Consider the following 25,582-nt stretch of genomic DNA (forward strand, 5'->3'; position numbering starts at 1 on the left):
GACAGCCGGCGTCAACGTGGTACCCCGAGCAATCCACCCCGACGACGCCCCCCGCACCCCCCACGCCCGAACACCCGCAGCCGTCTTGGTACCCCCAGGACCAGACCGCCCGCCCCCCAGAACGGAACGCCTCACCGCCAACTCCCGCAGGCGAACAGCCAAGCCAGCCGTCCCCCACGTGGACACCACACGATGCGAGCACTGGACCGTCAACGTGGTACCCACAGGAGCAGGCAGGGCAATCAACAGAGCAGCACTCTGCGACCCCAGCGAACCCCACCGACGAACACCCGAGCCCGCCATCACCCCCGCCCTCCCAAGGCTGGACGCCGCTCGGTCCCGGTGTGGCGCCGTCCTCTGAGCAGAGCGCCGCACCCTCAGAGGGCGAAGCCCCGCTAGGCAACTCTTCCCTGCGGGAGCAGGGCGGACGATCAATGGAGCGGGACGCTACGGCTACTCCGGCGCCCCCTGCAACCGACCCTCCGAGCCAGCCGTCGCCCGCGCCCTCCCAAGGCTGGACGCCGCTAGGTCCCGGTGTGGCGCCGTCGTCTGAGCAGAGCACCGCAGCCTCAGAGGGCGAAGCTCCGCTAGGCAACTCTTCCCTGCGGGAGCAGGGCGGACGATCAATGGAGCGGGACGCTGCTGCTTCCCCGGCGATCCCTGAAGGTGAACCTTCGAGCCAGTCGTCGCCCGCGCCCTCCCAAGGCTGGACGCCGCTAGGTTCCAGCGCTGGGCCGTCGGCTGAAGAGGGGCCTTCAGGTGCCACGGGCGGACACCCGTCCGGCACCTCGCCGTCCCTGCCTCCTGACCGCGGTTCTGCGCCCTCGGGAAGTGAGTCGGCGTCGTGGTACCCGCAGGCTTCGAGCGGGCCGTCTGCTGAGCAGTACTCTGCGCCCGGCGCAGGAGATTCAGAGGGCGGAGGCTCGCTAGGCGGCCCGTCGTCCACGCATGAGCAGGGCGGGCGATCAACCGAGCAGGACGCTGCTGCTTCCCCGGCGAATCCCGCTGGCGAACAGCCCGATCCGTCGTCGACTGCGTCCGCTCAGGGGTGGGCGCCGCACGGTGCGAGTGCTGGAACGTCGGCGTCGGCTGAGTACGGTGCCGTGCCTTCTGAGGGTGAAGGCTCGCTGGGCGGGGCGTCGTCCGTGCGTGAGCAGGGTGGGCGATCGACGGAGCGGGACGCTGCTGTTTCCCCGGCGACTCCTGAGGGTGAACCTTCGAGTGCGTCCTCTGAGGGGTGGGCGCCGCATGATCAGAGTGCGGCGATGTCGTCGCAGTCCTCGCAGGAGGCAGGCTCTGCGTCTGGTGCGGAGGGGGCCGGGGCAGCGGAGCCTTGGACGCCTTACGGAGCCGGTGGGTCTGCGGATGACGCGTTGACGCCGATGTGGGCTCCGCATGGTTCGGTGCCTTCGGGGGAGGGCGGTGGTCGTCCAGCCGGTTCGGAAGCGGTGTCCGGTGCTTCCGGGGAGGAGTCGCCTGGGGCGTTCGGGTCCGCGCCGGGTGGTGGCGAGGCGGAGCGGGAGACCAGGCCCGATGCGGTGGCGCGGCCGGGGCAGGACGAGCCGTTCCTGCCGGTGAAGGGGCTGTCGGCGGAGCCGCCGGCGGTGAGCGTGCCGGCGCCTCGGCACGGGGACGTGGTCGAGACCGGGTCGCGCGGGGCCATGGCGGACGCGTTCGTGGGCGAGTTCGTCGGCGGGACGACGTGGCGGGCGATGCTGGCGGTGCTGGAGAGCGCGTTCCCGGGGCTCGGGATCGCCTCGGCGCTCTCGCGGCGGAGCGATGTGGCGGTGGGCGTGCTCGACCGGAAGGCGGCGGCGAGCCTCGGAGTGCCCGCCTGGCTGGACGACGCCGGGATGGTGTTCGACCTCAGCGCGCATCAGGGCAGGCGCCCGGTGCGGTCGCCCATGCCGGGACGGGCCGCGCCGCCGCGCGCGTCCAGGCCCTACGCGGGCGCCTTCGTCATCGACACGCTGGACCCGCTGCGCTACCACCGCGCCGTGGGCGGGCCGAGAGCGCCGCGGGACCTGTCGGGCGAGGGCGCGCTGCGGGTGCCGCCGGGGGCGGACGAGGACGACGGCGGGGTCGTGGTCGTCGCAAAGCTCACGGAGGCGGGCGTGCGCGTGCTCGACTCGGCGGCGCTGTGGCGGTACGCGGGGCGGGTCGTCACCGGGACGCTGCACGAACCGGGGCGTCCGGAGACGCGGGCGCGGGTGCGGCGGGCGCTGCGGGCGCTGCGGCAGGTCGTGGTCGTCGACCCGGACCTGCGGCTCGGGCTCTGCCTGCGGATCGACGCGGCGCGGGTGCCGCGGTGCCTGCTGGCGTTCGGGGTGGACGAGGAGGGCGCGGCCCTGTTCGTCCGCCCGTGATCACTCGTCGGGGCGCAGCCAGGACAGGTCGCGCTGCCGGTCGGCGGGCAGTTCGCGGATGCGGTCGACGAGCTGCCACGGTTCGGTCGGCGGCGTGCTCTCGTCGTCGGGGAGCACGCCGCACAGGAGCGCGCTCGGCGTGCCCACCGCGACGAACGGGCCGAACTGCGCGATGCCGCCGCCGCGCAGCGACGCCAGTTCGGTGAGCAGCGCGTTGACGGCGGACTCGTCCCGCGGGTCGTAGAGGGCGCGGACGTAGGAGAACAGGTCCTCGGCGAGGACGTCGGGGCGCCGGCCCGACATGTGGTAGACGGTGCCCCAGTAGGTGCCGGTCGCCTGCGCGGAGCGCCGGTCGCGGATGCGGACGCGCAGCCCGCACTCGGCGGCGCACTTCTCGTACGCCTCGGCGAGCAGCGTCTCGTTCTCGCCCTCCTCGCTGAGCAGGACGCCGGTGACGACGCCCTCCTCGCGGTCCAGCCGGTCGAGCATCTCGCGGTGCAGTTCGAGGACGTCCTGCTCCACCGCGTCGAGGGAGCGGGCCAGCGCGCGCTGGGCGTCGCGGTCGAGGTCGGCGCCCGTCAGTTCCGCGGAGATGTCGCCGAACTGCTTCTCCAGCCGCTCCACCCGGCCGACGGCGGAGTCGAGCCGTTCGAGGATCTCGGCGGGCGGCTCCGGCGGCGGGATGGGGATGCCCGCCGGCTCCGTCGCCTCGTCCACCACCGTCTTGAGCGCCTCGTGGTCCCTGGCGAGGTCGTCCAGCTGCCTGCGCAGCCGGCCCAGCTCCGCCTGGGCGCGGGGGAGCCGTTTGTCGGACGCCAGGTAGAGCTCGCGTCCGGCGATCGCAAGGCAGAGCAGGACCAGGATCACGGTGGTCATGTGACTCCTCGGGAAGCGGCTGCGCCTTCGACGATAACCATCCGTGGCCGGATTGGACGAGATCGCGGCGCATCTCGTCCGAAAGGTCCGGTGATTTCGGTGCGGGCGGTCAGCCGAAGAGGCCGCCGAGCAGGCCGCCGAGGATCTCAGCGGCACCGCCCGCGATCTCGCCGGCCACGTCGCCCGCGATGTCCCCGGCGACGCCGCCGGCGGCGTCCGCGATCATGCCGCCGGCGACGTTGCCGGCGTATCCGGCGACGGCGTTGCCGAACGCGTCGACCGGGGCGCCCGCGACGTAGCCCGCCACGTTCGCGGCCTGCCCGGCGACGTCGCCCATGGCGCCGATGGCCATGCCGCCCGCGACACCGGCCGCGGCGGCACCGCCGACCAGGCCCGCCGCGGCGATGCCGTGGTGGCCGCGATGCCCGTGGTAGCCGTGGTGGACGTGCGGCGGCGGCGCGGGGTGGCCGTGCATCGCGGGCGGGTAGGCGGGCGGCGGGCCCGCGTGGCTCGGCGCCGGCGGGTACGGGCCGCCGGGCGCGGGAGGCGGCGGGGCACCGTGCGGTGCGGGCGGCGGAGCGGTGTGGCCGGGCATGCCGCCGGGGCCCGGCGGTGCGGGCGGTGGCACGGCTCCGTGGGGAGCGGGCGGCGGCCCGGCGTGCCCGGGCGCGAACGCTCCGCCGGGAGGCGGAGGCGGCGTGTGCCCATGCCCCATATGTCCGGGCAGCGGGGGCGGCATGGGCGCGCCGCCGGGCGGTGGAGGCGGGGTCTGGCCGGGAGGCGGGGCGCCGTACGGCATCTGTCCGGGCGGAGGCGGCGCTCCGGGCCCGGGGGGCATGGGCGAGTGCGCGGCGTGCGCGGGAGCGCCCGGGGGCGGGTACGCGGGGCCCGGCCCGCCCGGATAGCCGGGGCTGGAGGAGTAGGCGGCCGGTCCCTCGCCCGGGGCGGGCGCCGGGGGCGGGAACTGGGCGTTCTCGGCCTGCCCGTAAGGGGAGGCGTTGGCCGGGGGCGGCGGCGGGAAGGGCGCACCGCCGGGCGGCGGCAGCGGCGCCCGGGCGTCGCCACCGGAGCCGGACGAGCGCGGCAGCGCGGCGGCGGCCTCCAGCCACTCGCCGATCTTGGCGTTCCAGTCGGTCTCGGCGGCCTCGGCGTGCGCGACCTGGAACACGCCGAACGACTCGTCCCGCGGGGTGTCGCGGTCTTCCGCGCGCAGGACGAAGGCCATGCTGCGCGGGCTGGCGACGAAGCTCAGCCCGACCTTGTCGATCCGCCCCTGGTACGCGGTCGGCGGGTTGAGGTGGATCTCCTGGTGGAACGGCAGCTGCTGCGCGACGCCGCGCAGCTTCGACGACTCGAACGTCACGTTGGTGATCTGGAAGCCGAGCCGCGCGATCGAGGCGAGCACCCACTGCTGGGACTCCAGCGGCTCGACCGAGATCGGGTCGATGTCGCCGGGGTCGGGCTGCCCGACGGCGTCGACCTCGGTGCACATGCCGATCGTGAAGCCGGGCAGCTCATGCCCGAGGACGGTCGTGAACGGCAGCTCGTACGGCAGCGGGATGGAGAACGCGAGGTCGCGCTGCTGCGCGGGATCCAGCCGGAAGCGGCGGGTGAGCGCGCCCCGGTACACCTCGGGCCCCGCGGTCTCGCCGCCGTAGCCGTTCTGCATGCGCGGCATGAGCGCGAGCGTCACATGCCGGATCTCCACGGGCCCGGGCCCGCCGCGCAGGTGGACCTTGCCCGCCACGACCCCGCCCGGCTTGCAGTTCGGCTCCGCGAGGATCGTGTCGACGGACGGCCCGCCACCCGCCATCTGCCCGTAGGACACCGGCCGTTCCCTTCTTCAGTTCGCGAGGACGTTCGCCCCGCCCCCAGCCCACCGCGCCAGCCCTGGGCCACGCAAGTTAGACCTACTTCACCATGCCATCGGTTCACCCCCGAAGCGGAACATTGAAGGGTCTCCGGCCGTGGGGGCCGGAGACGCCTTCGTCGCGGCGCTGCGTGATGCTCGGCGTGGCCGCTCGCAAGGGACATGCCCGGGCTTCTCGCGCGCGGGGGTGCCGCCGCTGGTCGGCGGGGCGGCTCCGGGGTCAGTCCTCCTTGGAGGTCACGGTGACCGGGGCGTAGCCGAGCTGCTCCAGGGGTTCGCGGATCTTGGACGCGTCGCCCACGGCGATGACGGTGAGGCCCTCCGGGTCGACGTGCTTGCGGTAGGCGCGGGCCACCCCGTCGGGGGTGGAGGCGCGGACGGCGGCCAGGTAGGCGCTCGGGTAGCCGGCGCCGAGGCCGTTCGCGGACGCGTCGGCGAGTTCGGCGGCGACGGCGCGGGACGTCTCGTACTCGGCGGGCGCGCGGTCGGCCAGCGCGCGGACGGAGAGGCCGTGCTCCTCGGGGTCGATGCCCCGGGAGACGATGCTGCGCAGCTCGGTCAGCGCGTCGCCGACCGCGTCGGCGGTGACCTCGGTGTGGACGGAGCCCTGCGCGATGAACAGGCCGCAGTGCCGCATCCGCAGCAGGCCGGCGCGCATGCCGTAGGTGTAGCCCTTCTCCTCGCGCAGCACCGCGTTCAGGCGGGACGTGAGGCCGCCGCCGAGGACGTGGGCCGCGACCGTCAGGGACGGCCAGTCGTGGTGCGAGCGGTCGGGGACGCCGTGCCCGAAGCTGAGGTAGGTCTGGACGGATCCGGGGCGGTCGACGACGACGATGCGCGCCGCCGAGTCGGGCAGGACGCGGTCGGCGGTGGGCAGCGGCTCGCCGGTGGCCGCCCAGGACTCCAGGGCGGCGGCGAGGGACGCGTCGGCGCCCGTCCCGGAGAGGTCGCCGGCGACGACCGCGGTGGCCTCGGCCGGGACGATGGAGCCGTAGAAGGCGCGGACGTCGGAGCCCTGCAGCGCGCCGACCGAGGTGCGGCCGCCGCCCGTCGGGCGGGACGCGCGGGCCTCGGCCGGGAACATCACCGCGCGCAGTTCGCGCATGGCGCGCGAGCCGGGGTCGGCGTCCTCCTGGGCGATCTCCTCCAGGCGCTCGCGGACGAGCCGGCGCACGTCGGCGTCGTCGAGCGCGGGGCGGCGCACGACGCCGGAGAACAGGTCGAGGGCGGCGCCGAGGCGGGAGGTCGGGACGTCCAGCGCGATGCGCAGCGCGGTGAGGTCGGCGGTCGCGTAGAAGCTGGCGCCGAGGCGCTCGAACGCGGCGGTCAGCGCGGTGCCGCCGCCGGGCTCGGTGCCCTCCATCAGGGCGTGCGCGGCGAGGGTGGCGACGCCGTCCAGGCCGGCGGGCTCGCGGCCCGCGCCCGCGTGCAGGACGAGCCGGACCGCGGCGAGCCGGCGGCCGGGCAGGTCGCAGCGGAGCGTGGCCGGGCCGGCCGGGACGCGGCCCTCGACGCCGGACGGGAACACCCAGGCCGGGGCCGGGCCGGGGACGGGACGGGGCTGCAGTGCCAGGCCGCTGCTCACGAGGTGCCTCCGTAGGTCAGGGCGGTGCGGGCGCCGGGGGCCAGCCAGCGGCCCGCCATCTCCTTGATCGCGTCCCCGGTGACGGCGGCGGCGCGGCCGGGGGCGGTGAAGACCCGGGCCGGGTCGTCGAACTGGGTGGCGTTCTGCGACAGCGCGTTGGCCAGGCCGGTGACGGTCTCGGTCTGCTCCAGGAAGCCGCGTTCGGCCTGCGCGGTGGCGCGGGCGGTCTCGTCGGCGTCGGGGCCGTGCGCGGCGAACCGCTCGAGCTCCTCGTCCAGCACGGCGGCGATCTTGTCCGGTTCCGGCCCGATGGCGTCGACGATGGCCAGCGACGGGCCGGAGGCCAGCCGGGTCACCCCGGCCCAGACCTCGGTGGCGATCTGGTCGCGGCGGACCATCCGGTCGTAGAGGCGGGAGCCGGAGCCGCCGCCGAGGATCTCGACGGCCAGCTCGGCGGCCTCGACGTCGTCGCCGCCGTCGGTCGGCAGCGTGAACATAGCGAAGTAGGCGGGGGACGGGACGTCCTCGGTGAGGGTCTCCTCGCGGACGCCGGTCAGCGGCCCGAGCTCGCCGGGGCGGGCGGCGGGTTTGGCCGGGCCGGCCGGGATGCCGCCGAAGTAGCGCTCGACCGCCGCGATGGTCGCGGCCGGGTCGACGTCGCCGACGACGGACAGGACGGCGTTGCCCGGCGCGTACCAGGTGGCGAAGAAGTCGGCGCAGTCTTCGAGGGTGGTGGCGTCGAGGTCGTCCATCGAGCCGATCGGTGTGTGCGCGTACGGGTGGCCGCCGGGGAACGTCAGCGCGCACAGCCGCTCGAAGGCCGTCCCGTAGGGCTGGTTGTCGTAGCGCTGGCGGCGCTCGTTCTTCACGACGTCGCGCTGGTTGTCGAGGTTGGCCTGGGTGAGCGCGGCGGGCAGCGTGCCCATCCGGTCGGCCTCCAGCCAGAGCGCGAGCTCCAGGTGGCTGACCGGCACCGTCTCGTAGTAGTTCGTGCGCTCGAACGACGTGCTGGCGTTGAAGGCGGCGCCGGCGCTCTCCAGCAGCGCGGCGTGCTCGCCTTCGGCGACGTTCGCGGAGCCCTGGAACATCAGGTGCTCGAAGAGGTGGGCGAGGCCGGTCCGGCCGGACCGCTCGTGCCGTGAGCCCACCCCGTACCAGATGTTCACGGCGGCCAGTGGTACGACGTGGTCTTCGCAGACCACCACGCGCAGGCCATTGCCGAGCGTGTGCTCATGCAGCGGCTGTTCTGCCACGGAGCGCTCCCGTCCGTTCGATGGGTCGGCTGGCGGACAGCACCGCGCGCGTCGGCGGGACGTGCCCGGGCGGCGGGCTTGATCTCGGTCTCACCGTACCGGGTACGTCCGGCCGCGGTCGCGTCCACGCCGACCTGTGGATGACCAGGTCGACAAAGCCGGACAAGAGCGGGCGAATGGGAGCGGAAGTTGGGGTCGTTCCGGGCGGGGGTCTGGGGGAGCGGTGGGTCAGGCGGGGAGCGGCGGGTCAGGAGGTGGCGGCCTCGTGGGCCGCTATCGCGTCCTCCAGGGAGCGGTGCAGGACGAAGATCTTGGTGAGCTGGGTGACGTGGAAGACCCGGCGCACCCGGTCGTTGACACCCATGAAGGACATCGAGCCGTCGCGCGCGCGGAGCCGGTGGTAGATGCCGACCAGGACGCCCAGGCCCGTGGAGTCGAGGAACGTCACCTCGCCGAGGTCGATGACGAGGTGGGTGCCGCCGTTGTCGATGATGTCGAGCAGTGCCTCGCGCAGCCGGGGGCTGGTGAAGACGTCGATCTCACCGCTGATCTTGACGACCGTGAGGCCCCTCTCGACGCGGTGCTCGACGGCGAAGTCCACAGGTGCTCCTCTCATCCGCATGGCTCGTCGGGCCCTGTGCGAGGTGCCCGCGGGGGAATTGGATAGTTACCCCTGTCGCGCGCCGTTACGCGCTGCGTCACGGGGAACGGAACAGCGCCCACACCACCTTGCCGTGGTCGAGCCCCCGCCACCCCCACCGGACGCTGAACGACTCGACGAGGTGGAGGCCGCGTCCCGTCTCGGCGATGTAGTCGGGTTCCCTGCGGCGCGGCGCGGTCCGGCTGGCGTCCATGATGCCGCAGAGCAGCCAGGGCGCCTCGTGCCCCAGGCGCAGCCTTATCGCGGACGGCGCGGAGCCCAGCGGGTCGGCCGGGTCGCCGTACACGCCCTCGCGGTGCACGTCGACGCCCGGCCGCCCGCTGGAGTTCACCCCTCCGCTGTGCCGCAGTGCGTTCGTCACGAGCTCGGACACGACGAGGCCGACGTCGTCGGCGAGCTCGGGGAGGTTCCATTCGGTGAGCCGGGAAACGGCGAAGTGCCGGGCCTCGGTGACCGATTCCGGGTCGGGCTGCACCGTGAACGACACCGTGGTGCCCCGCAGCTCGGTGAGCGCCGTGACGGCCGTGTCCAGCCGGGGCGGCAGGTTCACCGACTCGGGGACGGGCGTCGACAGCCCAGCGTGGTCCCGTGGCTCGCTCGGCCCCGCGATGGGGCCGAGCTCCCACCGCGTGTCGTCGTGCGCGTGGCGTGACGTCATTCCACCGGACCCCGCAGAGTGATCTCGTTGTGCAGCCGTGGCTCGGAAGTCTCGTGCGTTATCCTGCGCATCGTAGCGTGCGAATGCAAGGCCCAATGCACGTGCATCCGGGTTGTGTGGGTGTGGGGCGACGCGGATTGCACGCGGGTGAACGGAGGTAACCGCAGGACACTCAGGCCAGTGGCACACTAGGTTCGCTGTCCGCCGAATAGCCGGGAGGTTGGGCGTGACTCCAGAGACGCCGGGAAGCGGGTCGACGGTTCGTCGGATCCTGCTCGGGTCGCAGCTGCGCCGTCTGCGCGAGCAGAAGGGCGTGACCCGTCAGGACGCCGGCTACGTCATCCGTGCGTCGGAGTCGAAGATCAGCCGTCTCGAGCTCGGCCGGGTCAGCTTCAAAGAACGCGACGTGGACGACCTGCTCACGTTGTACGGCGTCAGCGACAAGACCGAGCGCGAGGCGCTGCTGCAACTGGCGCGGGAGGCCAACACCCCCGGTTGGTGGCACCGGTACAACGACGTGCTGCCCGGCTGGTTCCAGACCTATGTGGGCCTGGAGGAGTCGGCGGCGTTGATCCGCACGTATGAACTGCAGTTCGTCCCGGGACTGCTGCAGTCGGAGGGGTATGCGCGTGCGGTGATCCGCCTGGGCAACGCCGGCGCCGCCGAACACGAGATCGACCAGCGCGTGGAACTGCGCCTGCAACGTCAGGAACGCCTCACGGGCCCGGACGCACCGCGCCTGTGGGCCGTGGTGGACGAGGGGGCGCTCCGGCGCCCCATCGGCGGTCCGGAGGTGATGCGGGGCCAGTTCGAGCACCTCATCGAGATGTCCAAGCTGCCCAACGTCACCATCCAGATCATGCCGTTCAGGTTCGGCGGCCACGCCGCCGAGGGCGGGGCCTTCACCATCCTGCGCTTTCCCGAGCAGGACCTGCCGGACGTGGTTTACGTCGAGAACCTCACCGGCGCGATGTACCTGGACAAGCGCGACGACGTCGACACCTATCTGCAGGCGATGGAACGCCTGTGCGTCGACAGTGCGACCCCGGAGCGCACCGTCGAGCTTCTCGGTGATCTTCTCAGAGAGACATGATGCTCCAGACCGATTACGACAACGGGATGCCGGCCGCCGAACTCCTCGGAGCGCGGTGGCTGAAGTCCCGGCGAAGCAACTCCCAGGGGAACTGTGTGGAAATCGCCGAGCTGCCCGGCGGGCAGGTCGCGATGCGCAACTCCCGTCATCCCGACGGACCCGCCTTGATCTACACCCGCCCGGAGATAGAGGCGCTGATCCTTGGAGCCAAGGACGGCGACTTCGACCATCTCATCGCCTCCCGTAACTGACCGGCTCTCACAACGAACGGCACGCCCGAACGGCGGCGGGTCGGCTCCGGAACACCGAACGTCGACCCGACCGCGGTACGGACGGCACCAGATCGCTCACAGGCCACCCCGGCGCGAGGGTGGCCTTTCTTCTGCCACCGCGGGGTTCCGGCCGCGGGCTCAGCCGCAGTTGCCGTAGGGAGCGCTACGGCCGTTGCCGCCGAACCTGACGCAGGCGCCGGGCGCCTTCACGTACACCGGTCCCGCGTACCAGGCGAACGACCCGCTGTCGGCGATGGAGCTGCCGCCCTGCTTCTGGATCCACACCGAGACGGGCGACGACTTGCCGACGTTCACCGTCTTCATGGTGACCGCGCAGTTGTAGCCCGAGCTGTTGTAGAGCAGGTAGGCCACGCCGCCGGAGACGCTTAGCGACCGCTGCACGTAGTAGCCGCTCCCATGGCCGCCGCTGTTGCACGCCTGCTGCGGCGTGTACTTGTTGGCGGGCTCCCGGGCGGGCGTACCGCCGCCGCCATCATCACCGCCACCGCCGCCGGTGCCCGGCGTGGGCGCGGGCTGGCCCGGCTGCTGCGGTGCCTCCCCCGGCTTCTTGGACGGCCCAGGGGACGCCGGGTTTCCGCTTTTCGTGCTCTGCGGTTGCCCGGACTTCTGCTTGGACGGGCTCTGCGCGGCGTTGCCCGCACTGTCCGTGGGCCCGGCGCCTCCCTGCGCGCCCTGGTTGTCGTCGGAGGCGACGGTCTGGTGGTCGTTGCCCTTGTCGTCGCCGCCCCTCGTCGCGGCCCAGGCGGCGCCGCCCGCGAGGACGACGGCCACCGCCGCCGCTGCCGCGATGGGCACGAGGAGGCGCCCGCGCCTCCTGCCCTCCGGCCCGTGCTGGCCTTGTCCGTGCTGGCCTTGTCCGTGCGGGCCCTGACCAGGCGGTGCGGCGGGCGGGACCGGCGGGGGCGCGCCCTGCGGCTGCCCCGGCATGACCAGCGGCGGGTTCAGCTCCTCGTAGGGCGGCGGTTGCGGGGCCGTCCTGTTCCGGGGGGCGGACGGGTCCGTGACGTGGTCGGGAGGCAGCAGGGCGCCCGCCATCGCCGACGGGGAGGCGTACGGGTCCGTGGAGCTCCGCGGCGTCCCCGCGCCGGGCCCCGTCGCCGCGTCGGCGAGCAGGCCGGGGAAGGCGGGCAGCGGCGGGACGGGCGATCCGCCGGCGAACGTCCCGGTGGCGGCGCCGACCAGCCGCTCCTGCGCCTGCCGTGCGGTCGGGCGCTGCGCCGGGTCTTTGGCCAGGCACGCCAGGACGAGTTCGCGCATCGGGTCGGGCAGGTCGCCGAGATCGGGCTCGCCGGTCAGGATGCGGTGCATGACCGTGGCCATCTCGTCGTTCCCGAACGCGGGACGCCCGGTGGCGGCGAACGCCATCGTCGTGCCCCAGGCGAACATGTCGGCCGCGGGGCCGACCTCCCCGCCGGTGAAGTGCTCGGGCGACATGTAGGCGGGCGTGCCGACGTTCTGCGTCTCACCCGCCGCGCCCAGCGCGCGCGCCACTCCGAAGTCGATGACGCGAGGGCCGTCTGGGCCCAGCATCACGTTGTGCGGTTTGAAGTCACGGTGGACGATGCCGGCCTGGTGGATCGCGGTGAGCGCGGTCAGGGTGCTGATGGCGAGGCGCTCCAGCGCGCCGCCCGTGCGCGGGCCCTCCGTCCGCACGACATGGTGCAGCGACAGGCCCGGCACGTACTCGCTGACGATGTAGGGCTGGTCGCCCGCGACGTCGGCGTCGAGCACCTGCGCGGTGCAGAACCGCGCCACCCGCTTGGCGACCTCCAGCTCGCGGACGAAGCGCGCGCGGGCCGCCTCGTCGCCGGCGAGGCCGCCGTGCAGCAGCTTGATCGCGACGTGGTCGGCGGACCGGATCGTTCCAGTCTCGCCGGCCCGCCTGCCGAGGAAGACGGCGCCCTGACCGCCCTCCCCGAGGCGGCCGAGGATCTCGTATCCGCCCAGCTCAGTCGGGTCGCCCGACCTCAGTGGAAGGGCGTCCGGCATCGTCCTGTCCGTCACACCACTCGCTCCCCGTTGCTCCCGGCTCGTTCGCAAGACCGTGGAGCAAGACTATTGGGCACACGATGGTAGACGCTCCGCGCGATCATCGATCTCCGCGCCCCGGATCCGCTCCGGCCCTGATCCGGCATGATCTGGGCACGCGCGAACGCAAAATAGGACTATAGTCCGGTTAATTCGATGAGGAGGCGCCGATGGAGCGGGGACCCGCGGGCGGCCGTCGTGTCGACCTCGAACTGATGCGGACGCCGCCGCCCAAGGAGCGCGCCGACGCCGCCCGCAACCGCGTGAAGGTGCTGGACGCGGCGGCCGGGCTCTTCGCCAGGCACGGGGTCGAGTCGGTCTCGATGGACGCCGTCGCCGCCGCGGCCGGCGTCGGAAAGGGGACGCTCTTCCGCCGGTTCGGCGACAAGGCCGGCCTGGCGGCGGCCCTCCTGAACCAGCGCGAGCGCGACCTCCAGGATGCGATCCTTTCCGGCCCGGCCCCGCTGGGTCCGGGTGATGGGGACGCGGCCGTCTCGCCGTCCGACCGGCTGCACGCCTTCGCCGACGCGTATCTCGACTACGCGCTGGCCCATCTCTCCCTGGTGCGGATGTCGGAGACCGCCGCGCCGGGAGCGCGCTACCGCATCGGCGCCTACGGGTTCTGGCACCGGCACCTGATGATCCTTCTCGACCAGTTGGGTGGAACGGTCCCGGACTCCGGCGAGCCGGGCGTTGACTCGGATGCGGCCGCGCATGCGCTTCTGGCCGTCCTCGGAGCGGAGCATCTCGCCGCGATGGTCGACCTCGTAGGAGCGGAACGCGCGCGCGCCGCCGTCCACGCGCTCTACAACGTGACCCACGTCCGGCCCTGAGTACGAGACGACAAAACCCCCGTGCGCGATGCACGGGGGCTCGGCGTCGTACGCCTGACCAAGACCGGGTCAGGCCGGACAAGTTGCCGGAGGGTGCGGGGGGCTGAGGTCAGGCCGGGTCGGGAGTCGCTCGCTCGGGGCGGGACTCCTCCCGGCCGTCCACTTTGCCCGGTGGTCCCTCCGGGGCGTGGTTGCGTTCCAACTGGGCCGCCACCGCGAGGGCTCGCAGCGACGTCGTCTTCACGTGTTTGCGTCCGTTCGTGGAGCGGGTGCGGGGGATGCTGCTCGGCACGGTCACCTCCATGGGTCGTGGACATGGGTGCTACCCGGTGCGCCGGTGTTCGCACGGTAGTTGCAACCGCAAGATCCTTCCGGCTATTCCGAGTGATCGTTCCGTTTATGCGCGACCGGTTCCGGCCGCGGCGCTCCCCGGCCTCGGTTCGGTCTCGCTATCTAGATTGTATTCCTAACTAGGTTGCTCTACCGTTTAGGTCGTTGCGCTAACTGAAGGGGAGGTGCCGTCCGCCATGGCTCTCGACCGCCGTGCCAGCTGGCTCAAGGGCGTGCTCGACCTGCTGGTCCTCGCCGGGCTGACCCGCGGCGAGAGCTACGGGTACGAGATCGCCAAGACCCTCGCCGACGCGGGGCTGGGGCAGATCAAGGGCGGCACCCTGTACCCCGTCCTCAACAGGCTGGAGGAGGCGGGGCTGGTCTCTTCGGAGTTCCGCGCCGCCGACCGCGGGCCCGGCCGCCGCTACTACCGCCTCACCGCCGCCGGCCGCGCGACGCTCGCCGAGCAGAGCGGCCTGTGGCTCGCCTTCGACGAATCAGTCCGGAAGATGCTCACCGAGGGAGCCGACCGATGACGCACCCCTACTTCGACGAACTGACGCGGAGCCTGCGCGACCGCGGCCTGCCCGAGAAGGAGGTCACCCGGACGGTGGCCGACCTGGCCGCCTTCGCGGCCGAGTCCGGCACCGACCCGGAACAGGAGTTCGGTACGCCGGACGAGTTCGCCGCGCATCTCGCGGGAGCGGGCGAGCGTGAGAGCGATCCCGCCGGCCCCGCCGCCCCGCCGGCCGAGGCCGAGACGTGGACGTGGCGGGCCGACGCGTTCCACGAGCGCGAGGTGCTCAACCGCTACGGCGACGAGGGGTGGGAGGTCGAGCGCGTCGACTCCGTCGGCCGCTTCGTCAGCCGCCGCGCCGGCGACCACCCGCTGCGCTGGGAGTACCGCCGCGAGACCGTCCTGCCCCGCAACCGCGCCGCCGTCGCGGAGCGCCTCGCGCCGGACGGCTGGGAGCCCTGCGGGTCGTGGTTCCACTTCGAGTACTTCAAGCGCCCCAAGGCGGTCACGCTCGGCTTGGAGGGCGAACTCGATCTGACGCCGGAGGCCCCGGCCAAGGCGACCTACTGGAGCAGGCGCTTCTACCTGTTCCTCGCCGGCTACGCGGTCTTCCTCGCCGTCATGTGCACGGCCTGGATCGTCTTCGCGCCGGACGACTCCCACTTCATCTTCATCGCGGGCTGCCTGACCGGCGGCGTGGTGGCCCTCGCGCTGATGGGCCTGCGCCTGAGGCACGCCCATCGCCGCGTGCAGTGACGCCCGCCGCCACAGGTGGCCGGCGCTACAGGTAGAGGCCGACGCTCTTGGACGGATCGGACGACCCGGGCTTGTGCGGCCGCAGATCGGCGGCCTCCAGCGTGGCCAGCTCCTCCGGGCCGGAAGCGGCGGTGAGCCGCTCCGCCTGGACGGCCAGGGCGTCGTCCAGCAGGTTGCGCATGAGGCGGCCGTTGCCGAACGACGGGCCGCGCGGCACGTCCCGCAGGATCTCGCGGAGCCGGCCGGGGACGTCCGGCGCCGGCCGGAGCCCGTCCCGCGCGGCGAGGTGCTCGAAGATCGCGACCAGCTCGCCGTCGGAGTAGTCGGGGAACGCCAGCCGCTTGGGGAAGCGGGACCGCAGCCCGGAGTTGGCGTCCAGGAAGGCGTCCATCTCGCGCTCGTAGCCCGCCGCGATGACGACCAGGTCGCCGCGGTACTCCTCCATCAGCTGGACGAGGGTCGCGACGGCCTCCCGCCCGTACGCGTCGCCGGCCAGGGAGTACGCCTCGTCGATGAACAGGATCCCGCCGAGCGCCTGCTCGACGGCGGCCCGCACGCGCGGCGCGGTCTGGCCGACGTAGGCGCCGGCGAGGTCGGCGCGCGTCACCTCGACGAGGTGCCCGGACGACAGCAGCCCCAGCTGCGCGTAGACGGACGCGACGAGCCGCGCCACGGTCGTCTTGGCGGTGCCGGGGTTGCCGGTGAACACCATGTGCCGGGACGGGGCGCCGACCGGCTGCCCGGCGGCGCGGCGCAGGTCGGCGGCGCGGGCCTCGGCGGCGAGGCGGCGCACCTCCTCCTTGACGGACGCGAGGCCGATGAGGGCGTCCAGCTCGGCGAGCGGGTCGGTGGCCGGCGGGACCCGCGTGGCGCCGCCGAGGCCGTCCGGGATGTCGTCGGCGCGCAGTTCGGCGAGGTCGGCGGCGGTGGGCGCGTCCAGCGCGGTGACGCGGCGGGCCTGCAGCGCGGTGGCGCGCTCGCACAGGTTGCGCATGACGCGGGCGTTGCCGAAGGACCGGCCGCGCGGGGCCCGCCGCAGCAGGCCGGCGAGCTTGCCGCGCGCGCCGTCCGACACCGCGAGCCCGGCCGCCGCGGCCTGCCCGGTGAAGATCTCCATCAGCTCGGCGTCGCTGAAGTCGGGGAACCGGACGGTGCCCGGGAACCGGGACGCCAGGCCCGGGTCGGACGCGATGAACCGCTGCATCTCGCGCTCGTAGCCCGCGACGATGACGACGAGGTCGTCCCGGTGGTCCTCCATGCCCTTGAGCAGCTCGGCGACGGCCTCGGGCCCGTAGTCGTCCTCCGAGCCCGTCGGCGCGAGCGCGTACGCCTCGTCGACGAACAGGACGCCGCCGACGGCGCGCTGCACGACGGCGCGGGTCTTCCCGGCGGTCTCGCCGACGTAGCGGCCGACGAGCCCGGCGCGGGACGTCTCGACCAGGTGCCCGGACGACAGGACGCCGAGGTCCTTCAGGACGCGGGCGACCAGCCGGGCGACGACGGTCTTGCCGGTGCCGGGGTTGCCGGTGAACACCATGTGCCGCGCGGGCGGGGCGGGGACGGGCAGCCCGGCGTCGCGGCGCATCTTCGCGGCCTTCGCGGCGGCGACGAGCAGCTCGATCTCCTGTTTGACGGTGCCGAGCCCGGTGAGGGCGGCGAGTTCGGCCATCGGGTCGTCGCCGGCGGTGTCGAACGAGGCGGGGACGTCGGCGTGCGTGACGACGAGTTCGGCGCCGGGCTCGGTCCGGGCGCGGACGGCGTCCACGACGGTGTCGGCGAGGTGCTGGGCGAGGCGGGCGTTGCGCAGGTTCCGCACGGGCGGCGTGCGGACGAGCAGCTCACCCGCGGCGGTCAAGGCGCGCTTGTGCGCGCGCGCCCCGCGCTGCTGGATCGCACGGTTGAACAGCTCCGCGTGGCCCTCGGCGGTGAACGGGTGCGTCGGGACGATCTGGAACCGCAGCGCCAGCGCGGGGTTGACCTCGCGGATCCGTTCGTCGCCTCCCGGCTCGCACAAGACGACGACGTGCAGGTCGTCGTGGGCGTCCAGGGTCCGGTGCAGCTGCTCGACGATGGCTTCGCCGCTCTGCGTGTCGTGGGACATGTCGTCCAGGCCGTCGATGACCATCAGCCGCACGCCGGCGCAGTCGCGGGCCTCGGCGTAGAGCTGGCTGGTCGCGGCGGAGACCTCCTTGGCGGCGAAGAAGTCGCCGGCCAGCCACAGCGGCGGCTCCATGATGCCGCGCCGCTGCACGATCTCGGCGACCTCCTGGGCGGCGTCGCGCTTGCCGGTGCCGTCCGGGCCGACGAGCATCAGCCGGACCGGGCCGTCGCCCGCCGCGATGTCCGCCAGCGCCGCGACGACGTCCGGCTGGCCGATCAGGTCCGTCTCGATCTCGGCGGTGCGGTCGCCGCGCCGCCGCGACGGCGCCGTGCCGAGGCTCGCGGCGAGCGGGTTGGCGACGCGGCGGCGCGGGGTGAACAGGCGGCGCACGTCGTCCTGGAAGCCGCCGACGGGGATCCACACGGGGTCGGGCGAGCGCGCCGGGCCGGGCAGCCCCTGGACGCAGCCGGTGAAGCGCGCGGCCATGTCGAGCCAGCCCCGGCAGGCGTCGACGGCCCCGGCGCCGAGGGCGCGGCCGAGCCACGCCCATTCGTCCGAGCACCACTCGTCGGGGTCGAAGGAGGAGCCGCGGGCGTCCTCGAACCGTCCGAGAAGTTCGCCGTACCGGTCCTCGGTGAGCACGACCGACAGTTCGGCTGGGACCTGCTTGAGCCCCGCCTGCAGCAGCAAGTGGACGAGCAGCCCGTCGGCGGTCTCGCCGTGCGGGGCCACCTCGCGCAGGTGCTCGTGGACGGGCAGCAGCCCCGAGCACACCCATTCCAGATAGCCGATGGGGCCGGCCAGTTCAGGCAGTACTGCGAGGACATCGTCGTCGGCCTGCGCGGCCCACGCGTCGCGCCGCTTCTCCAAGGGCAGCGCTAGCCAGTTCCCGGGCGGCGGGTTGTCGTACAGCTTGAGCAGGGCGCGCCGCCGCCGCTCGAACGGCTGCAGCCCCTGGAACACGCCGGCCGCCTCGCGGGCCAGGGTGAGCGCGAGGTCCTGGTCGCCGGTCTCCTCCAGCCAGTCGAAGGGCCGGAAGGCGCCGGCCCCGGCGCTCCAGTCGACGTCCTCCTCGCCCGGGTCCAGCGGCTCGGCCATGTAGGGGCCGAAGACCTCGTGGTACAGCTTCGCGCTCGACCCGGACAGGACGGCGGCGCCGCCGGGCAGGAAACCGAGCGTGGTCATCATCTCGGCGACGATCAGCGGGGCGGGGACGGCCATCAGCCCGTGCTCGTCCACGGTGAACCCGGCGCAGCGCGGGTCCTCGGCGAGGGCGTCCACCCGGCCGCGGACCTCGTCGTAGAACCCGTCGGGGACGCGCCACGGGCGGGACGCGTACAGGTCGAGGACGGGCTCGTCCGTGACGAGCAGTTCCAAGTGTTCTGGCAGCCGCACCCGCTGCTCCTCCCCGAGGTCCACGAAACAGTGCGAAAGCCTAGCGATCCAGGGCTTTCCGGGGGTCGGACCCGGTGCGGCCGGAAGGGGAACCCGTCGAGGTGAGAACAATCGTGCGTTTTTCCCACTAAGCGTCATCTGTCGCTTTGTTCACGCGTCCGGACTGCTGTGCCAGGCTCGCCGGACCGCTCAACTGGGTAGGTATCCGAAGATTCGGTTCGCCCGCCGGGCTGGTCCCGCCTCAGAGCGGCTCAGCGTGGAGCCCCAGGAGACCGTCGGGTGCGGGCGGACGCGCCCGTGCCGTCTCCTGGGAGAGATACGTTGATCAGAAAGCTGCTCGTCGCCAACCGGGGCGAGATCGCCGTGCGCGCCTTCCGCGCGGCCTACGAACTCGGCATCGCCAGCGTCGCCGTCTACGCGCACGAGGACCGGCTGTCCCTGCACCGGCAGAAGGCGGACGAGGCGTACGAGATCGGCGAGCACGGCCACCCCGTCCGCGCCTACCTCGACGTGGACGGGATCGTGGAGACCGCCCTGCGGGTGGGCGCCGACGCCGTCTACCCGGGCTACGGGTTCCTGTCCGAGAGCCCCGAGCTGGCCGAGGCGTGCGAGCGCAACGGGATCAAGTTCGTCGGCCCGCCGTCGCGCGTGCTGAGGCTGGCCGGCAACAAGATCGAGGCGGTCGCGGCGGCGCGCCGGGCGGGCCTGCCCGTGCTGCGCTCGGCGACCCCCGCGCCGGGCGAGGAGCTCGCGGCGGCCGACGAGGTCGGCTTCCCGCTGTTCGTCAAGGCCGCGGCCGGCGGCGGCGGGCGCGGGCTCCGCCGCGTCGACCACCGCGACGAGCTGGAGGCCGCCGTCGACACCGCGCGCCGCGAGGCGGAGAGCGCGTTCGGCGACCCGACCGTCTTCCTGGAGCAGGCCGTGGACCGGCCGCGCCACATCGAGGTGCAGGTCCTCGCGGACGGCGAGGGCCACATCGTCCACCTGCGCGAGCGCGACTGCTCCGTGCAGCGCCGCCACCAGAAGGTCGTGGAGATCGCGCCCGCGCCCCGGCTCGACCCCGTCGTGGCGCAGCGCCTCTGCGAGGACGCGGTGAGGTTCGCCCGCGAGATCGGCTACGAGAACGCGGGCACCGTCGAGTTCCTCGTGAACGACCGCGGCGAGCACGTGTTCATCGAGATGAACCCGCGCATCCAGGTGGAGCACACCGTGACCGAGGAGGTCACCGGCGTCGACCTGGTGCAGAGCCAGCTGCGCATCGCGGGCGGCGAGACGCTCCCCGGCCTCGGCATCGCGCAGGAGGACGTCACCGTCAGCGGCTTCGCCGTGCAGTGCCGCATCACCACCGAGGACCCCGCGAACGGCTTCCGCCCCGACACCGGCAAGATCTCGGCGTACCGCTCGCCGGGCGGCGCCGGGGTCCGGCTCGACACCGGCACCGCCTACGGCGGCGCGATCATCTCCCCGCACTTCGACTCGCTGCTGGTGAAGCTGACCTGCCGCGGCCGGACGTTCGAGGAGGCGGTGCGGCGCGCGCGCCGGGCCGTCGCCGAGTTCCGCATCCGCGGCGTCGCGTCGAACATCCCGTTCCTCCAGGCGCTGCTGGACGAGCCCGACTTCCGCGCGGGCGGCGTCACCACGTCCTACATCGCCGACCACCCCGAGCTGCTGACGGCCCGGTCCAGCGGCGACCGCGCGACGCGGCTCGTCCGGTACCTGGCGGACGTCACCGTCAACAAGCCCCACGGCGACGCGCCTACCGACCTGGACCCGTCGACGAAGCTGCCGCCGCTCAACATGGACGCCCCCTTCCCAGAAGGGTCGAGGGACCGCCTCCTCGCCCTCGGCGCGCGCGCGTTCGCCGAGCAGCTCCGCAACCAGAGCGCCCTGGCCGTCACCGACACCACGTTCCGGGACGCACACCAGTCACTCCTGGCGACGCGAGTACGCACCTACGACCTGCTCGCCGCCGCGCCTTACCTGGCCCGAATGACCCCTGAGCTGCTCTCCATCGAGGCATGGGGCGGGGCGACGTACGACGTCGCGCTCCGGTTCCTCGGTGAGTCGCCGTGGGACAGGCTGTCCGCGATCCGCGAGGCCGCCCCGAACCTGTGCATCCAGATGCTTCTGCGGGGCCGCAACACCGTCGGCTACACCCCGTACCCCGACTCTGTGGCGCGGGCCTTCGTGAAGGAGGCGGCCAGTACGGGCGTCGACATCTTCCGTGTGTTCGACGCCCTGAACGACATCGAGGCCATGCGTCCGGCCATCGACGCGGCCCTCCAGACCCACGCCCTGGTCGAAGGCACCCTCTGCTACACGGGCGACCTCTCGTCCCCGAACGAGAACCTCTACACACTCGACTACTACCTGCGGCTCGCGGAGCAGCTGGTCGAGGCGGGCGTCCACATCCTGTGCATCAAGGACATGGCCGGCCTGCTCCGCGCACCCGCCGCGCGCACGCTCGTCAAGGCGCTGCGCGAGCGGTTCGACCTGCCCGTCCACCTGCACACCCACGACACGGCCGGCGGGCAGATCGGCACCTACATCGCCGCCATCGAGGCCGGTGTCGACGCCGTCGACGGCGCCGCCGCGCCTCTGTCGGGCACCACCAGCCAGCCGCCCCTCCAGGCGATCGTGGCCGCGACCGACTTCACCGACCACGCGACCGGCATCGACCTGGACGCGCTGACCGTCATGGAGCCGTACTGGGAGGCCGTCCGCAAGCTGTACGCGCCGTTCGAGATGGGCCTGCCGTCGCCGACCGGACGCGTCTACCGGCACGAGATCCCGGGCGGGCAGCTGTCCAACCTGCGGCAGCAGGCGGTCGCGCTCGGCCTCGGCGACCGCTTCGAGGAGATCGAGCGGCTGTACGCGGCGGCCGACGCGATCCTCGGGCGGCTGGTGAAGGTCACCCCGTCCAGCAAGGTCGTCGGCGACCTGGCCCTGCACCTCGTCGCCGCCGGCGCCGACCCCGACGACTTCGCCGCGAACCCGGAGCGCTACGACATCCCCGACAGCGTCATCGGGTTCCTCAACGGTGAACTGGGCGACCCGCCGGGCGGCTGGCCCGAGCCCTTCCGCACCAAGGCGCTCGCCGGACGCCACTACACGCCGCCCAGGGCCGAACTGGACGGCGCCGAAGAGAAGGCCCTGGCCGGGCCAGAGGTCCGCGACACTCTCGACCGGCTCCTCTTCCCCGGCCCCGCGAAGGACTACCGCGAGGCACGCGCCGCCTACGGCGACCTTTCCGTGCTGCCCACCGGCCCGTTCCTCTACGGCCTGCGCACCGGGCACGAGGTCGCGTTCGACCTCGAACCCGGCGTCCGCGTGCTCGCCGGGCTGGAGGCGGTCGGCGACGTCGACGAGGCGGGCGTCCGGCAGGTCATCTGCACGGTGAACGGCCAGCTCCGCACGCTGTCCGTCCGCGACAAGTCCGTGGTCTCGGACGCGCCGCCGGTCGAGCGCGCCGACCCGTCCGAACCCGGCCACGTCGCCGCGCCCTTCGACGGCTCGGTCACCCTCCGCGCGTCCAAGGGCGACACGGTCGCCGCCGGCGACGTCGTCGCCACGATCGAGGCGATGAAGATGGAGGCGGCCATCACCGCGCCCGTGGCCGGCACCGTGACCCGCTTGGCCGTCCCTGAGGCCACGCCGGTCCAGGCGGGCGACCTCCTCCTCGTCATCCAGGAGGCTTAACCCGAACACAACAGCGGGGTCTTGCGGCGCACTGGCGGTGCCGCAAGACCCCGCTGTGCGTTAGCGCACCGCGTAGTCGTTGAGGGACGGGGACAGCAGGTCGAAGGCGGTGCGGGCCGTCTTGGTGAGGGCGGCGGCTATCTCGTCGTTGCTCTCGCCGGTGAGGGTGCGGCGCAGGGTCTCCTGGAACAGGAAGCGGTGGACGGTGCCGAGCTGGGCGGCGACCAGCCGGGGGAGGGGGTCGCCGGGGGCGGTGCCGGTCTCCTCGGCGAGGACGGCGGCGAGGGCGTCCTCGCGCTCCTCGTGGAACTCGCGGAGGCGGGCGACCAGCGCGGGGCTCTCGACGATCATGCGGGCGAAGTCCGGGCCGGAGAAGCCGATGACCGGATCCTGCCGGTCGGCGGCGGCGAGGAACGCGCGGCGCAGCGCGGCCAGTGCCGACTCGCCGGGGGCGCGGCCGGCGACCGTGCGGGCGAGCAGGCCGGTGAACTCCTCGTGCAGGTCGAGTGCGAGGTCCTCCTTGCGGGGGAAGTAGTTGGTCACGGTCATCTTCGCGACCTGCGCCGCCGCCGCGACGTCGGCGATCGTCACCCGGTCGAAGCCGTGCCGCAGGAAGAGGCGCGTCGCCTGGTTCGAGATGTTCTGCCTCGTCTGCTGCTTCTTCATCTCCCGCAGTCCCATGCGGACATCATTGCATACCGACCTAAGTTTGTCATTGACACATCTCTAGGTTCGTCCTAAGTTTATGTCGCAAGGCAGACGGGTACCGAGATCGGGTGACCCGTTCCCTCCCGGCCGGACGAGCAAAGGACACCGCCCTGAACGCCAGCCACGCGCCCAGCGCGTCCCCCCGCGCGACCGTGAACCTCGTCGACCCGATGAAGGACTACCTGTCCCGGATCGGGCGCACCCCGCTGCTCACCGCCGAGCAGGAGGTCGACCTGGCCAAGCGCATCGAGGCCGGCCTGTTCGCCCGCGAACGTCTCGAGACCCTCGGCGACGACCTCCCCCTCCAGGACAAGGAGGACCTGGAGTGGATCGCCGCCGACGGGCGCCGCGCCAAGGAGCACATGGTCGAGGCCAACCTCCGCCTCGTCGTGTCGCTCGCCAAGCGCTACATGGGCCACGGCCTCCCGCTGAACGACCTCGTCCAGGAGGGCAACCTCGGGCTGATCCGCGCCGTGGAGAAGTTCGAGTACCGCCGCGGCCTGAAGTTCTCCACCTACGCCGTCTGGTGGATCAAGCAGGCGATCAGCCGCGCGCTGGCCGACCAGAGCCGCACCATCCGCATCCCCGTGCACGTCGTCGAGGTCCTCAACCGGATGACGCGCGTCCGGCGGCGGATGATGCAGGACCTCGGCCGCGAGCCCAACTCGCAGGAGCTGGCCGTCGAGCTGGACATCACCCCCGAGAAGGTGGAGTGGCTGCGCCGGCAGGCCCGCGAGCCGCTGTCGCTGCACACCCCGCTCGGCGAGGACGGCGACGGCGAGCTCGGCGACGTCATCGAGGACCCGGACGGCGGCGACCCCGCCGACGTCGTCGCGTCCTCCATGCTGCGCGGGCGGCTGGACGCGGTGCTAGAGACGCTCACCGAGCGCGAGGCCGGCGTCATCTCGATGCGCTTCGGGCTGTCCGGCGGCGAGCCGAAGACGCTCGAAGAGGTCGGCAAGGTCTACGGGGTGACGCGCGAGCGCATCCGGCAGATCGAGTCGAAGGGCATGCACAAGCTGCGCCACCCGTCCCGCCGGGAGACCCTCGCCGACCTGCTCGGCTGAGGCGGACCCCGAGTGCGGCCCGGTTCACCCGGTGAACCGGGCCGTTGAATTCTCACGTATTGGGATGACAGAGCGGCTGATCGCCGAGGACACTTTTCTCTGGACGTCCTGGGGTGCGTGGAGAGTTGGGGATGATGGCGAGGCGGTTCGGGCGGGCCGCGGCTGCGGCCGTGGCACTGGCGCTCCTGGCGGTTCCGGCCCCTGCGCGGGCCGCCGGACCGGGCACCGCGTCCACCGCCCCCGCGGCGACCCCGCCCACGTCCACCACGACGCTGCGGCCGCCGACCGTGGCGTTCGACGCCGCGAAGCTGCGCGCCACCCTGGACGCCACCCGCGACGCGGGCATGTACGGGCTCTTCTCCCAGGCGCGCGACGGGCGCACCGCGTGGGACGGCGCGTCCGGCGTCGCCGACGCGCGCACGCGCCGCCCGGTCACGCCCGGCATGCGGCAGCGGGTCGGCAGCATCACCAAGTCGTTCGTCGCCGCCGCGGTCCTCCAAGAAACCGAGAAGGGGCGCATCGGCCTGGACGTGCCGGTCGGGCACTATCTGCCGGGCCTGCTTCCGGGGCGGCTCGGCGACCAGGTCACGGTCCGCATGCTGCTGAACCACACGAGCGGGATCGGCGACTACGTCGGCACGGCGTTCCCATCGTGGACGGAGCTGTCGCCGAAGAGCCTCGACGACTACCGCTTCCGGAACGTTCCGCCCGACCAGCTCATCGCGTGGGGCGTGCAGGCACCGCGCACCGGGATGCCGGGGGAGCGCTGGTCGTACTCCAACACCAACTACATCATCGCCGGGAAGCTCCTGGAGAAGGTGACGGGAACCAAGGCGGAGCAGTACATCACCCGCAACGTCATCGAGAAGGCCGGGCTCAAGGACACCTACTTCCCGTCCTCACCCTGGATCGCCGAGCCCCACCCGCGCATGTACGAATCGCTGTACCAGCACGTGCAGCCCCCACGCGACTACAGCGTCTACAACATGAGCTGGGCATGGACGGCGGGCGCACTGGTCTCCACCATGGACGACCTCAACCGCTTCTACCGCAAGCTCCTCACCGGCCGCATCATCGGCAAGGACGCGCTGGCCCAGATGAAACGCACCGTCCCCGTGCAGGACGCCGAAGGCAACGTCCTGATGGACTACGGCCTCGGCCTCTACGCGCTCGACCTGCCGTGCGGGACGTTCTGGGGCCACGACGGCGCCGTCTTCGGCGCAGGCACGCAGGCGCTGTCGTCCGCCGGCGGCGCGCGCCAGGTTTCGGTCGCCTTCAACCTGATGAAGTACCAGCAGCTCGACGCGAACGGCGCGCCCGTCCCGCACCCGATCGACAACGCGCTCGCCGCCCACGTCGTGGAGGCCCTCTGCGGCACCCGCCCCGCAACGGCAACGACAACCCCCGGCGCCCCCCTCCGCCTGCTGCCGCTCCAGTTCGCGCGAACCGTGCGCTGATCGCCGACGCCGAATGTCGGTGGGAACGTCTAGCTT

The 25,582-nt window shown here is 73.0% G+C and carries 19 protein-coding genes; 9 read left to right on the forward strand and 10 right to left on the reverse strand.

Translation table 11 applies throughout. The annotated features are described in order from the left end of the window. Positions 1-1,448: 1,448 nt before the first annotated feature. Complete coding sequence (locus ACGFI1_RS06210; protein WP_392783591.1) at positions 1,449-2,366, forward strand: hypothetical protein; 918 nt, start codon at positions 1,449-1,451, stop codon at positions 2,364-2,366. Here ACGFI1_RS06210 and ACGFI1_RS06215 read toward each other — a convergent pair whose 3' ends face one another. From ACGFI1_RS06215 to ACGFI1_RS06240, 6 genes are all read right to left on the reverse strand, one after another. Then, a complete protein-coding gene (locus ACGFI1_RS06215; protein ID WP_301177891.1) occupies positions 2,367-3,242 on the reverse strand; it encodes a hypothetical protein in 876 nt (291 codons plus the stop codon). Positions 3,243-3,351: 109 nt separating this feature from the next. Then, entirely contained in the window at positions 3,352-5,070 is a 1,719-nt protein-coding gene (locus ACGFI1_RS06220) for a sporulation protein (RefSeq protein ID WP_392783594.1), read from the reverse strand. A gap of 262 nt (positions 5,071-5,332) precedes the next feature. Beyond that, complete coding sequence (locus ACGFI1_RS06225; protein ID WP_301175368.1) at positions 5,333-6,697, reverse strand: M16 family metallopeptidase; 1,365 nt, start codon at positions 6,695-6,697, stop codon at positions 5,333-5,335. Further along, complete coding sequence (locus tag ACGFI1_RS06230; RefSeq protein WP_301175369.1) at positions 6,694-7,950, reverse strand: M16 family metallopeptidase; 1,257 nt, start codon at positions 7,948-7,950, stop codon at positions 6,694-6,696. The genes ACGFI1_RS06225 and ACGFI1_RS06230 overlap by 4 nt, the downstream gene beginning before the upstream one ends. A 247-nt stretch (positions 7,951-8,197) precedes the next feature. Further along, on the reverse strand, positions 8,198-8,551 hold the full coding sequence (locus ACGFI1_RS06235) for an STAS domain-containing protein (protein ID WP_240808279.1): 354 nt from the start codon (positions 8,549-8,551) through the stop codon (positions 8,198-8,200). A gap of 97 nt (positions 8,552-8,648) precedes the next feature. Then, positions 8,649-9,269 (reverse strand): ATP-binding protein, encoded by a 621-nt coding sequence (locus tag ACGFI1_RS06240; protein WP_138639450.1) that lies wholly within the window; start codon positions 9,267-9,269, stop codon positions 8,649-8,651. Between the two features lie 271 nt (positions 9,270-9,540). Here ACGFI1_RS06240 and ACGFI1_RS06245 point away from each other — a divergent pair, with 271 nt between their 5' ends. Further along, positions 9,541-10,362, forward strand: coding sequence for a helix-turn-helix domain-containing protein (locus ACGFI1_RS06245; RefSeq protein WP_138639452.1), 822 nt, complete (start codon positions 9,541-9,543; stop codon positions 10,360-10,362). Next, positions 10,359-10,613 carry a DUF397 domain-containing protein gene (locus ACGFI1_RS06250; RefSeq protein WP_386875468.1) on the forward strand — a complete coding sequence of 85 codons (255 nt, stop codon included), beginning with the start codon at positions 10,359-10,361 and terminating at the stop codon, positions 10,611-10,613. Before ACGFI1_RS06245 ends, ACGFI1_RS06250 begins: the two co-directional genes overlap by 4 nt. Positions 10,614-10,772: 159 nt before the next feature. Here the strand turns inward: ACGFI1_RS06250 and ACGFI1_RS06255 are convergent, their stop codons facing one another. Beyond that, positions 10,773-12,659: a serine/threonine protein kinase gene (locus ACGFI1_RS06255; RefSeq protein WP_392783599.1), complete on the reverse strand. Its 1,887-nt coding sequence runs from the start codon at positions 12,657-12,659 to the stop codon at positions 10,773-10,775. A gap of 194 nt (positions 12,660-12,853) precedes the next feature. Here ACGFI1_RS06255 and ACGFI1_RS06260 point away from each other — a divergent pair, with 194 nt between their 5' ends. Next, entirely contained in the window at positions 12,854-13,516 is a 663-nt protein-coding gene (locus tag ACGFI1_RS06260) for a TetR/AcrR family transcriptional regulator (protein ID WP_392783601.1), read from the forward strand. 109 nt (positions 13,517-13,625) lie between these two features. On the opposite strand, the gene ACGFI1_RS06265 is transcribed toward ACGFI1_RS06260, so the two are convergent. After that, positions 13,626-13,808, reverse strand: a complete 183-nt coding sequence (locus ACGFI1_RS06265) for a hypothetical protein (RefSeq protein ID WP_138639448.1) — start codon at positions 13,806-13,808, stop codon at positions 13,626-13,628. Between the two features lie 235 nt (positions 13,809-14,043). On the opposite strand from ACGFI1_RS06265, the gene ACGFI1_RS06270 reads away from it, so the two are divergent. Together ACGFI1_RS06270 and ACGFI1_RS06275 are read left to right on the forward strand one after the other, a co-directional pair. Beyond that, positions 14,044-14,382 (forward strand): PadR family transcriptional regulator, encoded by a 339-nt coding sequence (locus ACGFI1_RS06270; RefSeq protein WP_138639447.1) that lies wholly within the window; start codon positions 14,044-14,046, stop codon positions 14,380-14,382. After that, positions 14,379-15,119, forward strand: a complete 741-nt coding sequence (locus tag ACGFI1_RS06275; protein ID WP_392783610.1) for a DUF2812 domain-containing protein — start codon at positions 14,379-14,381, stop codon at positions 15,117-15,119. Before ACGFI1_RS06270 ends, ACGFI1_RS06275 begins: the two co-directional genes overlap by 4 nt. 25 nt (positions 15,120-15,144) lie before the next feature. Here ACGFI1_RS06275 and ACGFI1_RS06280 read toward each other — a convergent pair whose 3' ends face one another. Further along, positions 15,145-18,615, reverse strand: a complete 3,471-nt coding sequence (locus ACGFI1_RS06280; RefSeq protein WP_392783614.1) for an AAA family ATPase — start codon at positions 18,613-18,615, stop codon at positions 15,145-15,147. 321 nt (positions 18,616-18,936) lie between these two features. Between ACGFI1_RS06280 and ACGFI1_RS06285 the strand changes: the two genes are divergently transcribed. Beyond that, positions 18,937-22,314 carry a pyruvate carboxylase gene (locus tag ACGFI1_RS06285; protein ID WP_301175375.1) on the forward strand — a complete coding sequence of 1,126 codons (3,378 nt, stop codon included), beginning with the start codon at positions 18,937-18,939 and terminating at the stop codon, positions 22,312-22,314. A gap of 60 nt (positions 22,315-22,374) precedes the next feature. On the opposite strand, the gene ACGFI1_RS06290 is transcribed toward ACGFI1_RS06285, so the two are convergent. Further along, complete coding sequence (locus ACGFI1_RS06290; protein WP_392783616.1) at positions 22,375-22,995, reverse strand: TetR family transcriptional regulator; 621 nt, start codon at positions 22,993-22,995, stop codon at positions 22,375-22,377. A gap of 95 nt (positions 22,996-23,090) precedes the next feature. Here ACGFI1_RS06290 and ACGFI1_RS06295 point away from each other — a divergent pair, with 95 nt between their 5' ends. Next, positions 23,091-24,089: an RNA polymerase sigma factor gene (locus ACGFI1_RS06295; protein WP_386875480.1), complete on the forward strand. Its 999-nt coding sequence runs from the start codon at positions 23,091-23,093 to the stop codon at positions 24,087-24,089. Between the two features lie 131 nt (positions 24,090-24,220). Continuing rightward, complete coding sequence (locus tag ACGFI1_RS06300) at positions 24,221-25,546, forward strand: serine hydrolase domain-containing protein (protein WP_392783619.1); 1,326 nt, start codon at positions 24,221-24,223, stop codon at positions 25,544-25,546. The last annotated feature ends 36 nt before the right edge of the window (positions 25,547-25,582 follow it).

The organism is Actinomadura geliboluensis (genome assembly GCF_043197915.1).
In the GTDB taxonomy this organism is placed as follows: domain Bacteria; phylum Actinomycetota; class Actinomycetes; order Streptosporangiales; family Streptosporangiaceae; genus Spirillospora; species Spirillospora geliboluensis.